Origin of the sequence: Leucobacter sp. wl10, from assembly GCF_003569785.1 — a bacterium.
Taxonomy (GTDB): domain Bacteria; phylum Actinomycetota; class Actinomycetes; order Actinomycetales; family Microbacteriaceae; genus Leucobacter.
On sequence record NZ_KZ984013.1, the window covers coordinates 1 to 16,606 of the forward strand.

Sequence of the window (16,606 nt, forward strand, 5' to 3'; positions counted from 1 at the left end):
ATCCCGCGGGATCGGCCACCGACCCCGTCACCTTCGGGATCAACACGGAGGCGCCCGAGCTGACGCGCACCGCGACGACGCTCAGCGCCTCGACGACGACCGCCTATCGGGGAGAACGGGTCACCCTGACGGCTTCTGCGACGGATGCCGGCTCCGGTGCGGCAGTGTCCGGCGAGATCGCCTTCACAGCCGGCAGCAGGGTGCTGGGAACGGTGGCGACCGACAGCAATGGGACGGCGTCGCTCGCCGTCTCGGACCTCCCCGTGGGCGAGCACGGCATAGCTGCTTCCCTGACCCCGTCGGATCCCCGGTACTCCGGTTCGTCCTCCTCCCCGTTGACGGTCTCGATCATCGAGAAGACCGACGGCCGCGCCGTCGTCGGGAGCATGCAGTGGGGAGTGAAGGAGAGCTTCCGCAACTACGTGGTGGGACCCGTCGCGAATGGGAAGATCAGCGCGTCGAAGGGCGCGAGCCAGGCGAAGGACAACGGAGTCTTCACCTATCTCCAGGCCAAGAGCGGCACGCGCTGGAACGGCGAGACCGGCTCGGTGCAGTACGCGGGCAACGTGAATTTCCGGGGGCACGACGGCGTCATGGACGTGAATATCGCCAATCCCACGATCCGGGTGCTGAGCGCGTCGAAAGCCGAGATCCTCGTCCCCTCCGGCTCGCGGGGGTCCTCCGTCGCGCTCGCCACGATCGACCTCGCCTCGGCGAAGAGGGAGCGGCTCGCGGGCGACGCGGTCCGCTTCGCAGGCGCCGACGTCACGCTCACGTCGGACGGCGCCACGAAGATCTTCGCCAATGACAGCGGCCAGGGCCCCGCCGGAACGTTCTACAACCCCGGCGACGCGCTGGACCGGATCAGCTTCACGATCGGCGAGCCCAGCGGGTACGACATCGCGGATCCGCCGGCGCCTGCGCCGACGCCGAAGCCGGCTCCCGAGCCGAGACCCGCGCCGGCGCCGGTCTTGAGCGGACCGGCCGCCGGCTCGCTCAGCTGGGGCGTCTCCGCCCGTTTCGCGGCCTACACGACCTGCGAGGGCAAGGAGGGCTTCGGCATTTCCCACTGCGCCAAGGGCTCGATCTCCACGAGCGGAGTGGGAGCCGGATATCTCTTCCCGCAGGCGGCGGGATCCAGCTGGGATCGGAGCACCCAGACCGGCACCGTCAACTACTCGGGCACCGTGTCGTTCAGCGGCTACGGCATGACGATGTTCAACGTCACCAACCCGTCCATCACGGTCACCGGGCCCACGAGCGCGGTCCTGAACACGGGCAACTCGACCGCCTACGGCTCGACGTCGTACCAGCTCGACCTGGCGTCGGGCGGCAAGTCGGTCGGAGCCAACGGCGAGGTCACCTGGAGCAACGTGCCGGTGCTGGGCTCGCTCAGCAGCGGCGGGGCCGGAGGCAGCGGCAACCAGAGCATCGGGTTCGACGCGCTCACCTTCACGGTCGGTTCGGAGGCCAGGGTGAACTACGGCTCTACCCGGGCCGGCGCCGACACGAAGCCGAAGCGCACGCCGGCTGCCACGCCCCCCGCGACGACGGGCATCACCGTGCTCACCGACGCGGACAAGATCACCGCCGGCGGCCGCATCGAGATCGAGGCCTCGGGCTTCGACGCGGACGACGAGGGCGTGCTCGTGGTCCTCTACGGGGACGGCGGAGAGCCGATGGTGCTCGACGAAGAGGCCGGGGCCGATGCCGGCGGCGTCGTGCGCTGGTCGGGAACGCTGCCCCGGGACATCGAGGGACCGCACACGATCACGCTGCAGGGCAGCATCGACGCCGGAGCGGCGATCGACGTCACGGACGGGACGAAGAAGCCGGCCGCGCGGGCCGGGCTGGCCGCGAACGGCGTCGCGGACGATCGGCTCTCGGCCGCGGGCGTGCTGCCCGCGCCCGGTCCGGCCGGCACGGCGCTCTGGGAGTGGTGGGCCGGCGCACTGGGCCTCGCCGCGATCGCCGCCTGTACGACCCTGCTGGCTGTGCGCCAGCGCCGCGCCGCCGAGTGAGCCGGAGCCCCCGTGCAGCGCCCGACCCGTCAACTCGCCCGACCCATCGAGGAGGACACCCCGTGACACCCCGCATCTTCCGCCGTTCCGCCGCGATCCTGGGGGCGGCGGCTCTCGCAGGGCCGCTGCTGCTCATGCCGGCCGCGCCGGCCGCCCCGGCTGCGGCCGCGACCGGCCCCTGCGCGGTGACCGGCGGCACGCTCACCTGGGGCGTCAAGGAGAGCTTCCGCTCGTACATCAGCGGCAGCATCGCCAACGGATCCTGGGAGCCGAGCGGGGGCGCCACGTATGACACCCCGAACTTCCAGTGGAGCGGAGCGACGGGTGAGATCGACCCCCGCACCGGCACGGGTGCCGTCAGCTTCGTCGGGACCGTCAGCTTCACCGGTCATGACGGCGTGCTCTCCCTCACGCTCTCCAACCCGACCGTCGAGTTCGGGGGCGACGGCAAGGCCGCGCTGATGCTCGACACCCGCAGCAACGACGCCACCGGCAAACTCGTGGTCGATGCGCAGCAGGAGTGGGTGGGCGACGTGACGGTCGAGGATCCGGTCGCGCCCCAGGCGTCGAAGCTCGAGCTCAGCAAGATGCCGGCCGTGCTGACGAACTCCGGAGCGAAGGCCTTCGCCGGCTTCTACGAGGCGGGAGTCGATCTCGACCCCGTCAGCGTGGCGCTCGACTTCGAGGGCTGCGATGCCGCGCCGGCGCCCGCGAACGGGGCGGGCGGGAGCAAGGCTCCGACGGCCGCACAGGCCGAGGAGCCCGCCGGCGCCGCACCCGCCGCGTCGGCGCCGGTGCCCTGGCTGCCGATCGGAATCGGCGCAGCCGCGCTGCTGGTGATCGGCGTCACGGTGGGCATGCTCGTCGGCGGACGCAAGCGCCCCGCACCGCCCGCGGCCGAGCCCTCCGACGAGTCGCGGGCCGGTGGCGCCGAGGGCGCCGAAGGGTCTGCCCCCGAACGGTAGGCCGGAGCGCGTGGGCGCCGGGCCGCCTCCCTCGGCCGCGACCTCGAGCGGGGGAGCGCTCGGCGCGCGCCGATAGTCCGGCAGCGCAGTCGATTCGCCGGCTTCAGCTCCGCACGGGCATCACGATGCCCCTGCCGTTCACGGGGTGCGGGATCACCTCTACCGGGGTGCGGTACACCTCGCTGATGATCTCGGCGGTGAGCACCCGCTCGGGGGCGTCGCACGCGACGATGCGCCCTTCCTGCAGCAGCGCGATGCGATCCGCGAAGGCGCCCGCGAGGTTGAGGTCGTGCAGCACGACGATCACGGCGTCACCGGCGCGGGCGCAATCCTGAGCGATCCCCAGCACCGCCTCCTGATGCCCCAGATCCAGCGCCGCCGTCGGCTCGTCGAGCATCAGCACGCCCGTGCGCCCGGCCATCACGCGGGCGAAGGCGACGCGCGCCCGCTCGCCGCCCGAGAGCGACGGCACGCGTCTGTTGCCGAGGTGCGCGATGTCGGCGGAGCGGATCGATTCCGAGACGGCCTCCGTGTCGGCGTCCTCGAGCGGGGTACGGCGCCACGGCGCGCGACCCATCTCGACCACCTGATGCACGGTGAACGGGAACAGCAGGTGGTTGTCCTGCAGCAGCACTCCGCGTCGCCGCGACAGGTCTGCGAGCGACCACTCGGAGATGCCGCGACCGCCGAACGTCACCTCGCCCCGATCCGGAGCCAGGTCGCCGGAGAGCACGCTCAGCAGCGTCGATTTGCCGGCGCCGTTCGGTCCGAGCAGCGCGAGCACCTCACCGGCGCGCACCTCGAGAGACACGTCGTCGAGGAGCTTGCGCCCGCCGCGCTCGATCATCACCGAAGCGGTGCTGCAGACCACCTCGCCCGCCGCGGGGCGCTCGGGGAGACTGAAGCGCCCGCGGGCCATCACCCCCACCCCCCGGAGCGTTTGCGGGTGCGCCGCAGCAACCAGAAGAAGAACGGCCCGCCCACCAGTGCCGTGAGCATGCCGATGGGCATGTCGGCGTTCGGAACCACCGTGCGCGCGGCCAGGTCGGCGAGCGTCAGCAGCAGCGCGCCGCCCAGCGCAGAGGCCGTGATGAGGGGCAGGTGGGCGGGGCCGAGAATCATGCGCATGAGATGCGGGATCACGAGACCCACGAACGCGATGATGCCGGCGAAGGCCACCGCCGCCCCGGTGAGCAGGGCCACGACGAAGATCATGGTGACGCGCAGCACCTCCACGTTCACTCCGAGGTGTCGCGCGTTGCGCTCGCCGAGCGAGAGCAGATCGAGCTTGCGCGCGGCGAAATAGGCCGCCAGCAGGCCGAGCGCCACGATGGGTGCGACGATGAGCGCCTGCGACCAGCGGCTCCCCGCCAGGCTCCCGAGCTGCCAGAAGACGATCTGCTCGCGCGATTGCGTGTCGCCGAGAAAGGTGAGCAGCGCGATGCCCGCGCCCGCCACGGCGTTGATCGCGATGCCCGTGAGCACCAGCGTCACGACCTCCGTGCGGCCCTCCGCTCGGCTCATCGCGTAGACGAGCAGGGTCGCGACCAGTCCGGCGGCGAAGGCGAAGACGGCGGTGGTCCACTCGCCGAACACGGTGAGGCCGAATACGATGCACAGGCCGGCGCCGACCGCCGCGCCGGACGAGACGCCGATCACCCCCGGCTCGGCGAGCGGATTGCCGAATATGGCCTGCATGAGCAGACCCGCTACCGCGAGCCCGGCGCCCACCAGCGCCGCCATCGCCACGCGCGGGAAGCGGATCGCCCACAGCGTGGCATCGCCGGCCGGGTGCGCCGGCATCGGCAGCCAGTCGATCCCCACCCGCTGCAGCAGCGATCCGAGCACCTCCTGGGGCGGGATTCCCAGCTGCCCCGTGCCGGCCGACACGATGATCGAGACGACGAGCGAGACCGCGAGCGCCGCGAAGAGCAGGGTCCTCGTCGTCGTGCGCCGGGAGATCGCGACGGTCCGGGGGTGGGTCATACGAGTTGGGGGTCGCCTTCATGCAGACGCGCCGCGAGCGGCAGCTCGATCGGCGCGGCGATGTGCTGGATCTTCGAAGTCCGCTCATCATCCTACCTGCGTTGGGATAGTCTGGGTGGGTTAAACATCTGATGAAGAGGGGTCTGCTTCACATGGCACAGGCACGCGTGCGAAGAGGGTTGGTGCTGGCCGTGCTTGCGCTCGTCGGCGTTGGACTGGCGGGGTGCCAGACCGGGGCGGACCGGGGAAGCGCGCAGGCGGCCGAAGCGGTGGAGCTGCCGCCGCTGAGCGAGCTGACACCGCTCGAGGATCCCACCGCCTACCAGGGGCCGACGACCGCGGTCGTCGGCGGCCCGAGCATCCCGCCGCTCGCCGAAGCGCCCGAACCCGAGCTGCCCGCGACCGTCGTCTCGAAGGACAGCACGGGCGACACCGAGGTGACCGTCGAAGACATCTCGCGCATCGTGCCGCTGTCGCTGAGCGGCTCCGTCGGCGAACTCGTGTACTCGTTCGGCCTCTCCGACAACATCGTGGGGCGCGACGTCTCGACCAACTTCCCGGGCTCCGAGAACATTCCGGTCATCACCAAGGAGGGCCACTCCATCGACGCCGAGGGCGTCCTCGCGCTCAACCCCTCGGTCATCGTCACCGACGGCAGCATCGGCCCCACCGACGTGATCCTGCAGCTGCGCGACGCCGGGATCCCGGTCGTCACGGTCGGCCGGGCCATCGACCCCGAGACGAGCTACGCGACCGCGCAGCAGGTCGCCGATGCGCTGGGCGTGGGATCGGTCGCCCCCGCGATCATCGAAACGCTCGGGCAGGCCATCGCCGACAAGGAGGCCGAGGTGCGGCGGCTGCTGCCCGCCGACGAGTCCAAACGGCCGCGCGTCGCCTTCCTGTACGTACGGGGCACGGCGGGCATCTTCTACCTGTTCGGAAAGGGCAGCGGCGCGGACAGCCTGATCCGCTCCATCGGCGCCATCGATGCGGCAGAGGAGATCGGCTGGGTCGGGGAGAAGCCCATGACCGAGGAGGCGCTCGTCGGCATGAATCCCGACATCATCCTCGTGATGACGAAGGGTCTCGAGAGCGCCGGAGGCGTCGACGGGCTGCTCGCGGCCCAGCCGAGCATCGCCCTCACGACGGCGGGCAAGAACAAGCGCATCATCGACGTGGACGACGCCGTGCTCTTCGCGGGGGGCACGCGCATTCCCGACGTGATCGACGGCCTCGCCCGCGCGGTGTACGCACCGGATTCGCTGAAGTAACGCGCCGGCGTTACACGATCCGGTGCTGGCCCGCAGGCCGGCCGATGCGCGGAGCACGGAGGGCGACTCGCTGAAGTGATGCGCCGCGTCGCGCGCAGCGCGGCCCGGTTGTCACCGTTCTGGCAGCCGCATCGATGTACCCTGGTGGCGAATCGCCGGGCGGGCGGTCCTCGAGCAGACCCAGGGAGACGAGCGTGACGCAGACGAGCGAGCACACGGCCGAGCGTCGTGACGCACGCCGCGATCACCCCCAGGATCGCTTCGACCTCGTCCGGCGCAGCGGCAGGGTGGGCGCGCACCGCATCACGGCCCGGCCGCGCTACGTCTGGCAGTACCTCGTCGCGGCGCTGCTCGGGTTCGCGCTGCTGACGACCCTCGGCATCATCGCGGTGCAGAACATCGGCGGATCCGGGAGTCTTCCGGGCGCCCGGCCGACGACCGGCTCGACCCCGTCCCAGACGGCGCAGGCCAAACTGAACCCCGATGCCACGGTCGCCGTGCTCAACGGCACCGAGACGCCCAACCTCGCCGCCGCCGTCGACCAGATCATTACGGCGAAGCAGTGGGGCCAGATCCGGTTCTCGGGCGCCGCGGCCGCCTCCGATGTGACGATCTCGGCCGTCTTCTACACGGATCCCGCCGACGCGTCGGCGGCCGCCGGGCTGGCGGCGGAACTGGGCGGGCTCTCCACCTACGTCACGGAGGACTACGCGAGCTACGAGGTGCAGCTCGTCGTGCTGCTCGGCTCGGACTACGCCGGTCCCGGCCTCAAGGAGGCGCAGCAGATCACCGACGGCAGCGGGGAGGGGGCGGGTTCCTCGGGGCCGGGGGTCAATCCCGAGACCGGGAACCAGATCAACCCGGAGACGGGCAACGACATCAACCCCGCGACGGGCAACGACATCAACCCCGCGACGGGCAATGACATCGACCCCGCCACCGGTTGGGACATCGACCCGGCGAGCGGATGGCCCATCGATCCCGCGACGGGGGCGCCGACCGACCCCGCGACGCTCCCGGCGCCCTGACCGCGGTGCGATCGTTCATGGACTGTTCGCTCCTCGCGAGCAGAGCTGCTTGCACTCGCGGGGTGTGAGTGCCAAGATTGGTTTAGCAGTCGAATCGACTGAGTGCTAACCATCCGTGCAGGTCGCCAGGCGCCGGCACGGTGCTGACCACTACGAGAACGTCCGGGAGGGGCGAAGTACATGGCAAAGATCATTGCGTTTGATGAGGAAGCGCGTCGTGGGCTCGAGCGGGGTCTGAACATCCTCGCCGACACGGTGAAGGTGACGCTCGGCCCGCGCGGCCGCAACGTCGTGCTGGAGAAGAAGTGGGGCGCCCCCACCATCACCAACGACGGCGTCTCCATCGCCAAGGAGATCGAGCTCGACGATCCCTACGAGAAGATCGGCGCCGAGCTGGTCAAGGAGGTCGCCAAGAAGACCGATGACGTCGCGGGCGACGGTACCACCACCGCCACCGTGCTCGCCCAGGCGCTCGTGCGCGAGGGCCTGCGCAACGTCGCGGCGGGCAGCGACCCGATCGCGATCAAGAAGGGCATCGAGAAGGCTGTCGAGGCGGTCTCCGCGAAGCTCCTCGAGAACGCGAAGGAGGTCGAGACCACCGAGCAGATCGCCGCGACCGCGTCGATCTCGGCCGCCGACGATCAGATCGGCGCGATCATCGCCGAGGCGATCGACAAGGTCGGCAAGGAGGGCGTGGTCACCGTCGAGGAGTCGAACACCTTCGGCACCGAGCTCGAGCTGACCGAGGGCATGCGCTTCGACAAGGGCTACCTGTCGGCCTACTTCGTCACCGACGCCGACCGCCAGGAGGCCGTCTTCGAGGATCCCTACATCCTCATCGTCAACAGCAAGGTCTCCGCGATCAAGGACCTGCTCCCCGTCGTCGATCCCGTGATCCAGTCGGGCAAGCAGCTCCTCATCATCGCCGAGGACGTGGAGGGCGAGGCGCTCGCCACCCTCGTGCTCAACAAGATCCGCGGCATCTTCAAGTCGGCCGCTGTCAAGGCCCCCGGCTTCGGCGACCGCCGCAAGGCCATGCTGCAGGACATCGCGATCCTCACCGGCGGCACCGTGATCAGCGAGGAGGTCGGCCTCAAGCTCGAGAACGCGACCCTCGACATGCTCGGCACCGCCCGCAAGGTCATCATCACCAAGGACGAGACCACCATCATCCAGGGCGGCGGCGAAGAGGAGCAGATCCAGGGTCGCGTGCAGCAGATCCGCCGCGAGATCGACACGACCGACAGCGACTACGACCGTGAGAAGCTCCAGGAGCGCCTCGCGAAGCTGGCGGGCGGAGTGGCCGTCATCAAGGCGGGCGCGGCCACCGAGGTCGAGCTCAAGGAGCGCAAGCACCGCATCGAGGACGCCGTTCGCAACGCGAAGGCCGCCGTCGAGGAGGGCGTGCTGCCGGGCGGCGGCGTCGCTCTGATTCAGGCGGGCAAGGACGTCTTCGACGGCCTCGGCCTCCAGGGCGACGAGGCCGTAGGTGCGAAGATCGTGCAGACCGCCATCGAAGCCCCGCTGCGCCAGATCGCGCAGAACGCCGGCCTCGAGCCGGGCGTGGTCGCCGATCGCGTCGCCGGTCTGCCGCTGGGTCAGGGTCTCAACGCCGCCACCGGCGAGTACGGCGACCTGGCCGCGCAGGGCATTCTCGATCCCGCCAAGGTGACCCGATCGGCGCTGCAGAACGCCGCCTCGATCGCCGGTCTCTTCCTCACGACCGAGGCCGTCGTCGCCGACAAGCCCGAGCCGGCCTCCCCGGCTCCGGCGGGCGACCCGACCGGCGGCATGGACTTCTAAGAGTCCCGCCCCTCAGCGGGGGTCGCGCCTTCGGGCGCGGCCCCCGCTTTCGTGTGCGCGGTGCTACGCCTCGAGCGCATCGATGCCGGGGAGATACGCCCACTTAACCGTGTCGGCGATCGAGGTCGTCTCGCTGGAGGCGACTCCGGGGGTCGAACGTTCGTATCGATCTCCCAATACGCCGGAGTCTGGCTCGCCAATGTCGAACAGCTGCTGCTCTGCACCAGCGCGTTCGCCGCAGCTCTGGCGTTCCACAACCCGCGTCGAGAATCACTTCACGATGAGGCGCGAAGGACTGCTGCCGGCCCGCGTCGGGGCGGTCGGTGCCAGACACGGGTCGCCCGTCGGCGGAGCCGGGGGGCTCGGGATTCTCCTGCTCGAGGTGCCGACGGCGATCGCGATCGTGTCTTTCTTCTGGAAAGACAGGAGGGGCTTCTCGCTCGCGCGGGTGATCATCGCTCCCGCGATCTCTGCCGTCGGACTGGCCGTGCCGATCGCACTGGCGATGAGTCAGATGGATCTGCCGACTGCGGCGCCCGGCCCCGTCAACGCAGCTCTGCTCCTGCCCATCCTGATCGCATTGGTGCACGGCCTCTTGGTCGCGCTTCGCCTGAGACGGCGACTTATCGGAGTCTCAACATGATCGCCGTCGAACAGGCGGATCTCACGGAGCTCGCGTCGCCGAGACGCCATGATTCTTCCGGGACGCCATGAAATTCGCGTGGATACCGTGGTCTCTCGGGAGAATCATGGCGTCTCGGCGGGTTTGGGCGGTCGGGGGCTCCGGGCAGGGCGGGTCACTCCCAGCGGAAGAAGAGGGCGCCGACGCCGGCTCCGACCGCGGCCGAGACCGCGAGGCTCATGAGGTGCGCCGGATCCACCGCGGCGCCCGCCCACGCCGACGTCAGCGCCTGCGCCCCGGCGCCGAACGGCAGCGCCTCGCCGATCGTCGCGAGCCAGTCCGGCAACGCGTCGCGCCCGCCGAACATGCCCCCGAGCGCGCCGAGTCCGAGGAAGCCGATGAGCCCGATCGCGACGGCCGAGTTCGGCGTCGGCGCGAGCGAGGCGACGACCATGCCGACGCCGTACATGGCGAGCATGGTGAGCAGCAGCACGCCGAGTGCCGCCCACGGGTGCACGGGCAGCTGCGTCCCGAAGAACACGGCTGCCACGCCGTAGGCGAGGGCGATGCCGAGCGCCGCCTGCACCAGGCTGACGGTCACCTGCGCCGCGAGCACCATGAGCGGCGAGAGCGGGGTCGTGGCGAGACGACGCAGGATTCCCGAGCGGCGGTAGTAGGCGAGGAAGCTCGGCATGTTGAGCACCCCGATCAGGGTGGCGACCATCACGAAGACGACCGGCAGCACGTAGAGGTCGAGCACGCTGCGCCCGTTCGCCACGATCTCGGTGCTCGTCGAGGCGGCCGACATGAGCATGATGATGAGCGGCAGGCCGAGCGGGATCACGAGTCCAGCGGTGTCCCGGGCCGTCATCCTCGCCTCGCAGGCGCACAGCCGCAGCCATGCCCGCAACCCGGGCCGCCGCGCCGCGCCGGCCGCCCGAGCGGTCGTTGCGGCGCTCACGGCTCCTCCTCCGGCTGCTTCCCGGTGAGCGAGACGAATGCCTCGTCGAGATTCTTCGCCCCCGTCTTCGACACGAGTCCGGCCGGGGTGCCCGTCGCGACGACCCGGCCCCCGTCGAGCAGCGCGACGCGGTCGCACAGCCGCTCGACCTCCTCCATCGCGTGGCTCACCAGCAGGATCGTGCACCCCTCGTCGCGCAGGCGCTCGACGGTCTCCCACATCCGCCTCCTGGCCCGCGGGTCGAGCCCGGTCGTCAGCTCGTCGAGGATCACCACTCTCGGGCGCCCCGCGAGCGCGAGCGCGATCGAGAGGCGCTGCCGCTGCCCGCCGGAGAGCCCGTCGAAGCGCGTGCGCCGCTGCTCATCGAGCCCGACGAGCGCGACGAGTTCTTCGGCCGGACGCGGATCCGGGTAGAACGCCCGGTAGAGCCCGACCAACTCCTCGACCGTGAGCGCCCCGTGCAGCTCCGCCTCCTGCAGTTGCACCCCGAGCACCTGGCGCACGGCCGCGCGGTCGCGCACGGGGTCGAGGCCGAGCACCGCGGCTCGACCCCGATCCGGGCGGCGCAGCCCGGCGATCATCTCGACCGTCGTGGTCTTGCCCGCCCCGTTGGCGCCGAGGATCCCGAAGATCTCGCCGTGCTCCACGCGCAGGCTGACCTCGGCCACGGCGACCCGTCGCCGATAGCTCTTGCGGAGGCGTTCGGCGGTGATCGCGGCGGTCCCGGTGCTCCGGCGCGCCGCGGTGCCGACCTCTTCGCTCTGTCTCGCGTCCATGCCCCTCACGGTAGATTCGCGGAAGCCCGCGCGCCCGTGCCGCCGGTCACGATATCGGAGGTGACTTCCGGCACCTGTACAGCTCCGCCCCGAGGCCCCTAATCTGAGAGGATGCGCCGCTTCGATCCAGAGGTCTGGTCGGGGGTCGCGATGCTCGCGGTCCTGCTGATCGCCGCGGGGCCCTCCCTGTCCGGCGTCGCTCCGACCCGGATACCGCAAGGCTGGTGGATCGCGCTGTTCTGCGCAATGGTGCTCGCGCTGCTGGGGGCCGTCTGGGATGCTCCGCCCGAGCGTCTGCCGTGGCAGCGCGCGGCGTTCGGACTCGGCGTGCTGACGTCGTGGGCGCTGGTGATCACGGGAATGGGGATCGGGCTGCTGCCAGTGGTGCTGGTGGTCGTCGTCTCGGTCGGCCCGTACCTCGCTCCGACGTGGGTCGGCTTCACGCTCACCGCGCTCAATCTCGTGGTCATCGCGGCCTCGTTCGGACCCCGGGCATGGTCCGCGGCCTGGATGACCGAGGTGTCGATCATGCTCGGCTTCTACCTGCTCATCCAGGTGGCCGCTCTGCTCAGCTCGCTCGCGCTGCTGCGCGAGCAGCGGTCCAGGCGGGAGCTGGCAGAGGCCCACGTCGAACTGCAGGCGCAGGCGGAGCTGCTGGCCGAGTCCGCCCGGTCGGGGGAGCGGCTGCGCATCTCCCGGGACCTGCACGATCTGATCGGTCACCAGCTGGCCGTGCTCACGCTCGAGCTCGAGGCCGCGAAGCACCGCGATCCGGGTTCCGCGGCGGCACCCCACATCGAGCGAGCCGGGCACGTGGCGCGCGAGCTGCTCTCCGATGTGCGGACGACGGTCGGAGAGCTCCGGGGCGCGCGCTCGGACCTGCGGGGCACGCTGCAGCGGGTGGTGCAGGATCTCACCCGGCCGAGTGTCGCGCTCGAGGTCGACGACGGGCTCGAACCCGATGAGGAGCGCACCGTGCTGCTGATCCGGGCGGTGCAGGAGATCGTGACCAACACGATCCGCCACGCCGACGCCAGGGAGCTGCGCATCGAGGTGCGCGCCGAGGGCGAGGGGATCGTGCTGCGGGCCCGCGACGACGGGCGCGGCGCGCGGGAGCTGCGACCCGGCAACGGTCTGCGCGGCCTCCGCGAGCGCTTCGAGTCGCTCGGCGGAGACGTGGCGTTCGACGGGTCTCGGGGATTCGGCGTGACGGCGAAGGTTCCCACGGCGTGAGGCGGGTGGTGTTGGTCGACGACCAGGCGCTCGTGCGGTCGGGCATTCGCGCGCTGCTCGAACTCGCCGGGGTCGAGGTCGCGGGCGAGGCGGGCGACGGGGAGGCCGCGCTCGGGGTCATCGCGGCGACCCGCCCCGAGGTCGTGCTCCTCGACCTGCGGATGCCGCGTCGCGACGGGCTCTGGACGCTGCGGCAGCTGCAGGAGCTGGGCGGCGAGGTTCCGGTGCTCGTGCTCACGACCTTCGAGGACGACCGGCTGGTGCTCGAGGCCCTGCACGCGGGCGCGCGCGGCTACCTGCTCAAGGACGTCACCCTGGAGCAGCTCACCCGCGCCGTGGACGTGCTGGCCCACGGGGGAAGCTACATCGCGCCGTCCATCACCGACCGACTGCTGCGCGCGCTCCGGTCGGAGCCGCCGCGTACGGGCACGGACGCCCCTCCGATCGAGGATCTCACCGCGCGAGAACTGGAGGTGCTGCGCCTCATGGCCGAGGGGTACAGCAACCGGGAGATCTCAGAGGCGCTCTTCCTCGCGGAGGGCACGGTGAAGAACCACGTCTCGACGATCCTGACGAAGCTCGGGGTTCGGGATCGCACTCGCGCCGTGCTGCGCGCGCTCCGCGAGGGGATCCTCGACTGAGGAGCTCCGGTCGCGGGTTGCTACTGCAGCCGCGTGATCGGGATCGTGTCGTCCGACGAGGGCGCGCACGGGAGATCGACGCGGAAGGTCGCTCCTCCACCCGGGGTCTCGTGCACGCTCACGGAGCCGCCGTGCGCGTCGACGATCGACTTCACGATGGCGAGCCCGAGGCCGGAGCCGCCCGTCTCGCGGTTGCGGGAGGTGTCGGCCCGCCAGAAGCGGCCGAAGATCTTCTCCCTGATCTGCTCGGGGATGCCCTCGCCGTGGTCGACGATCTCGAAGCGCGCTACCCGCTCCCGGCCCTCGGCAAGGGGCGGCGAGGAGACCACGATCTCGATGGGGCTGCCCGGCGGGGTGTGGCGCATGGCGTTGCCGAGCAGGTTGGTCATAAGCTGCCGCACCCTGTGCTCGTCGCCGATCACCTCGGGTGCCGCGGGGTCCTCGATGACCGACACCTCCCGATCCGGGGCCTGCGCCCGGGCGTCGAGCGCGGCGTCGCGAGCCAGACGGTCCAGCGGCAGCGGTGCGAGCTCGAGGGGCCTCCGCTCGTCGAGCCGTGCGAGGGCGAGCAGATCCTCCACGAGCGAGGTCATGCGGATCGACTCCTTCTCGATGCGCTCCATCGCCTGGGCGATCTGCTCGCCGTCCTGCAGCGCGCCCATGCGGTACAGCTCGGCGTAGCCGCGCACCGAGACGAGGGGCGTGCGCAGTTCGTGGCTCGCATCGCCGATGAAGCGGCGCATGCGCTCGATGGTGCGCGCCCGATCCTCGAGGGATCCGTCGAGGCGGTCCAGCATGACGTTGAGCGACTCGCCGAGGTGCCCCACCTCGGTGTGCGGGCTCGTGACCATGATGCGCTTCGAGTAGTCTCCGCGGGAGATCTCGAGCGCGGTCTTCTCGACCTCGGCCAGCGGCAGCATGGTTGCGGTGACGAGCAGCCGCGTGAGTGCCGCGCCGAGCAGGATCACGGCGATGCCGAAGGCGGTGAAGATGACGATGTAGCTCGCGATGGCCTGTGTGATGAGCGCCGTCGAACTGGCGATGAGCAGCGTGCCGCTGGGCTGTCCCTTGTTGTCGAGGACGGTGGAGACGATGGCGCGCCACTCGGTGCCGTTGGGGCTGGTCAGCGGGATGAACTCGTTCCGCTGCTCCTTCTCCACCACGACGTCGAGCGACAGCGGCTGCGGGGGCAGCCGGGGGCGCGCTCGCTCACGTTCCTTGTTCTCGGCGGCATTCGGCCCGCTGCCGCCGCTGTTGTCGTAGAGCAGGTTGCCCTCGGCGTCGAGTATGGCCACGTAGTACCGCTGGTTCGCGTAGAGCACGTCCTCGCGCATGAGTTTGCCGGAGTCCGCGGTCGGAGCGAGCGCCCGCGTGGGATCGCTGCGCAGCTGGGCCAGCTCCGTCGTCTGATTGTTGATGAGCGTCGGCCGCAGCAGCGCCATCGTTCCGACGCCCGCCACGATGAGTCCGAGGAACAGGATGAAAACCGTGACCCCGGTGATCTTCGCGCGCAGTGAGACGTCGGTCCAGCGATCCGCGAACCGAGGCACCCTACTTCGTCTCGGTCTTGAGCATGTATCCGAAGCCGCGCTTGGTCTGGATCAGCGACTCCTCGGTGAGGGGGTCGAGCTTGCGGCGAAGGTACGAGATGTACGACTCGACGATGCCGGCGTCGCCGTTGAAGTCGTACTCCCAGACGTGGTCGAGGATCTGCGCCTTCGACAGCACGCGATTGGCGTTCTGCATGAGGTAGCGCAGCAGCTTGAACTCGGTGGGGGAGAGTTCGACCGAGGCGTCCTCGACGGTGACCTCGTGGGTGTCCTGGTCCATGGTGATGGGGCCCACGGTCAGCACCGACTCCTCATCCTCCTGGATGGTGCGGCGCAGCACGGCCTTGATGCGGGCGATGATCTCGTCGAGGCTGAACGGCTTGGTCACGTAGTCGTCGCCCCCAACCGTGAGGCCCTCCACCTTGTCCTCGGTGTCGTCCTTCGCGGTGAGGAAGATGATGGGTGCGGTGTAACCGGCCGAGCGCAGGCGCTTGGTCACGCTGAAGCCGTTCATGTCGGGGAGCATGACGTCGAGGATGATGAGGTCGGGTTCTTCCTCGAGCACCGCCGAGATGGTCTGGGCGCCGTTGGCGACGGCGCGAACGCCGAAGCCGGCGAAGCGCAGGCTGGTGCTGAGCAGTTCGCGGATGTTGGGCTCGTCATCGACGATGAGGATCCGGGGTCCTTTGTTCTGCGTAGTCATGATCTCAGTCTCTGATTGTTTGCTATGAAGTTGCTGGAAACAGTTGCGGCGCGTCGGCTCTCCATCTCGTCCGACCTCGGGGGGTTGGATCCCACGCGCGACGACGTGATGCCCGCCGCGTGAGCGGCATACGCGAGAGCGGCGGTGACGTGCGCGGGATCCGGCGGTGCCGCCGAGCGCAGAGCGACGGCGAGCGGCCCGTCAAGTGCGGCTGCGAGCAGCGCCGCCATGAACGAGTCTCCGGCGCCGACCGTGTCGGCGACGACGACGCGCTCGGCGGGGACGGTCACGGTGCGGTGCGCAGTGCCGGCGATGCAGCCCGCGGCGCCACGAGTCAGCACGGCGAGCTTCGCGCCGAGATGCAGCAACCGGTCGAGTACGGCTTCGGGTGCAGCGCCGGGGTAGAGCCATTCGGCGTCTTCGTCGCTCAGCTTCACGATGTGGCTGCGTGAGGCGAGGTGCTCGACCTGCGCGAGCGTCGCCGCGCGGTTGGTCATGAGGTCGGGGCGGATGTTGGGATCGTAACTGCGGAGGAGGTCTCCCGGCGCGTCGAACGCCTGTGCGACGGTCTCGGCTCCGGGAGCGAGCACGGCGCCGAGAGAGCCTGCGTGCACCAGTTCGAAGCCGTCGAGCGGGGTCTCGGGCAGCGCCGAGTCGAGCGTGAAACGGTAACGCGCCTGTCCGGCTTCGTTCAAGAAGACCTCCGCTCGAGACGTCTCGGCGCCGGCGACCGGGGCCGAGAAGCGGACGCGCGATGCTCGAAGGTGCTCGGCGATCTGCTCGCCGTGGGCGTCGTCGCCGAAGCGCGACGCGAGCTGCGTCGGAATGTCGAGGCGGCTCAGGCCGACGGCGACGTTCAAGGGCGACCCGCCGGGAAACGCGACGCCGTCGATCACGTCGACGAGCGCTTCGCCGAGGACGAGGGCTCGAGGTGCCGAGGGGAGGCGGGGCGTGCCCGCGGTTGCAGTGCTCATCAGAGGGCAGTGTACCCGCAGCCCATCGCGATCGGACGCGCCGTCGGGTGCGATGACGCGTCCGGGGCCGGT

At 70.4% G+C, this 16,606-nt stretch carries 16 protein-coding genes; 8 read left to right on the forward strand and 8 right to left on the reverse strand.

From position 1 onward, the window contains the following. Positions 1 to 2,021, forward strand: a 2,021-nt coding sequence (locus D1J51_RS16485) for an HtaA domain-containing protein (RefSeq protein WP_205547995.1), incomplete at its 5' end; no start/stop codon positions are given. Between the two features lie 62 nt (positions 2,022 to 2,083). Beyond that, entirely contained in the window at positions 2,084 to 2,986 is a 903-nt protein-coding gene (locus D1J51_RS18245) for an HtaA domain-containing protein (protein WP_240423395.1), read from the forward strand. 103 nt (positions 2,987 to 3,089) lie between these two features. On the opposite strand, the gene D1J51_RS16495 is transcribed toward D1J51_RS18245, so the two are convergent. Both D1J51_RS16495 and D1J51_RS16500 read right to left on the reverse strand, forming a co-directional pair. Beyond that, positions 3,090 to 3,905 (reverse strand): heme ABC transporter ATP-binding protein, encoded by an 816-nt coding sequence (locus tag D1J51_RS16495; protein ID WP_205548004.1) that lies wholly within the window; start codon positions 3,903 to 3,905, stop codon positions 3,090 to 3,092. Then, entirely contained in the window at positions 3,905 to 4,972 is a 1,068-nt protein-coding gene (locus tag D1J51_RS16500; protein WP_119077001.1) for a FecCD family ABC transporter permease, read from the reverse strand. The genes D1J51_RS16495 and D1J51_RS16500 overlap by 1 nt, the downstream gene beginning before the upstream one ends. Before the next feature lie 152 nt (positions 4,973 to 5,124). On the opposite strand from D1J51_RS16500, the gene D1J51_RS16505 reads away from it, so the two are divergent. From D1J51_RS16505 to groL, 3 genes are all read left to right on the forward strand, one after another. Then, entirely contained in the window at positions 5,125 to 6,243 is a 1,119-nt protein-coding gene (locus D1J51_RS16505; protein ID WP_119077003.1) for a heme/hemin ABC transporter substrate-binding protein, read from the forward strand. A 194-nt stretch (positions 6,244 to 6,437) separates the two neighbouring features. Next, the gene (locus D1J51_RS16510; RefSeq protein ID WP_240423397.1) at positions 6,438 to 7,271 is read left to right on the forward strand and encodes a LytR C-terminal domain-containing protein; all 834 of its coding nucleotides are present in this window, start codon (positions 6,438 to 6,440) and stop codon (positions 7,269 to 7,271) included. 180 nt (positions 7,272 to 7,451) lie between these two features. Next, entirely contained in the window at positions 7,452 to 9,074 is a 1,623-nt protein-coding gene (gene groL, locus D1J51_RS16515) for a chaperonin GroEL (RefSeq protein ID WP_119077006.1), read from the forward strand. 63 nt (positions 9,075 to 9,137) lie between these two features. Here groL and D1J51_RS18085 read toward each other — a convergent pair whose 3' ends face one another. Continuing rightward, positions 9,138 to 9,329: a hypothetical protein gene (locus D1J51_RS18085; RefSeq protein WP_162903903.1), complete on the reverse strand. Its 192-nt coding sequence runs from the start codon at positions 9,327 to 9,329 to the stop codon at positions 9,138 to 9,140. A 25-nt stretch (positions 9,330 to 9,354) separates the two neighbouring features. Here D1J51_RS18085 and D1J51_RS16520 point away from each other — a divergent pair, with 25 nt between their 5' ends. Further along, the gene (locus D1J51_RS16520) at positions 9,355 to 9,717 is read left to right on the forward strand and encodes a hypothetical protein (protein WP_119077008.1); all 363 of its coding nucleotides are present in this window, start codon (positions 9,355 to 9,357) and stop codon (positions 9,715 to 9,717) included. A gap of 154 nt (positions 9,718 to 9,871) precedes the next feature. Here D1J51_RS16520 and D1J51_RS16525 read toward each other — a convergent pair whose 3' ends face one another. Both D1J51_RS16525 and D1J51_RS16530 read right to left on the reverse strand, forming a co-directional pair. After that, entirely contained in the window at positions 9,872 to 10,657 is a 786-nt protein-coding gene (locus D1J51_RS16525; RefSeq protein ID WP_240423399.1) for an ABC transporter permease, read from the reverse strand. Continuing rightward, complete coding sequence (locus D1J51_RS16530; RefSeq protein ID WP_119077012.1) at positions 10,654 to 11,433, reverse strand: ABC transporter ATP-binding protein; 780 nt, start codon at positions 11,431 to 11,433, stop codon at positions 10,654 to 10,656. Before D1J51_RS16530 ends, D1J51_RS16525 begins: the two co-directional genes overlap by 4 nt. 111 nt (positions 11,434 to 11,544) lie before the next feature. On the opposite strand from D1J51_RS16530, the gene D1J51_RS16535 reads away from it, so the two are divergent. After that, positions 11,545 to 12,666 carry a sensor histidine kinase gene (locus D1J51_RS16535; RefSeq protein WP_240423401.1) on the forward strand — a complete coding sequence of 374 codons (1,122 nt, stop codon included), beginning with the start codon at positions 11,545 to 11,547 and terminating at the stop codon, positions 12,664 to 12,666. Beyond that, on the forward strand, positions 12,663 to 13,307 hold the full coding sequence (locus D1J51_RS16540) for a response regulator (protein WP_119077013.1): 645 nt from the start codon (positions 12,663 to 12,665) through the stop codon (positions 13,305 to 13,307). Before D1J51_RS16535 ends, D1J51_RS16540 begins: the two co-directional genes overlap by 4 nt. A gap of 20 nt (positions 13,308 to 13,327) precedes the next feature. On the opposite strand, the gene D1J51_RS16545 is transcribed toward D1J51_RS16540, so the two are convergent. The 3 genes from D1J51_RS16545 to D1J51_RS16555 are packed head-to-tail and all read right to left on the reverse strand — an operon-like array spanning position 13,328 to position 16,534. After that, on the reverse strand, positions 13,328 to 14,857 hold the full coding sequence (locus D1J51_RS16545) for a sensor histidine kinase (protein ID WP_119077015.1): 1,530 nt from the start codon (positions 14,855 to 14,857) through the stop codon (positions 13,328 to 13,330). A gap of 1 nt (position 14,858) precedes the next feature. Next, positions 14,859 to 15,560: a response regulator transcription factor gene (locus D1J51_RS16550; protein WP_119077017.1), complete on the reverse strand. Its 702-nt coding sequence runs from the start codon at positions 15,558 to 15,560 to the stop codon at positions 14,859 to 14,861. Continuing rightward, complete coding sequence (locus tag D1J51_RS16555; RefSeq protein ID WP_162903905.1) at positions 15,557 to 16,534, reverse strand: carbohydrate kinase family protein; 978 nt, start codon at positions 16,532 to 16,534, stop codon at positions 15,557 to 15,559. The genes D1J51_RS16550 and D1J51_RS16555 overlap by 4 nt, the downstream gene beginning before the upstream one ends. Between the last annotated feature and the right edge of the window lie 72 nt (positions 16,535 to 16,606).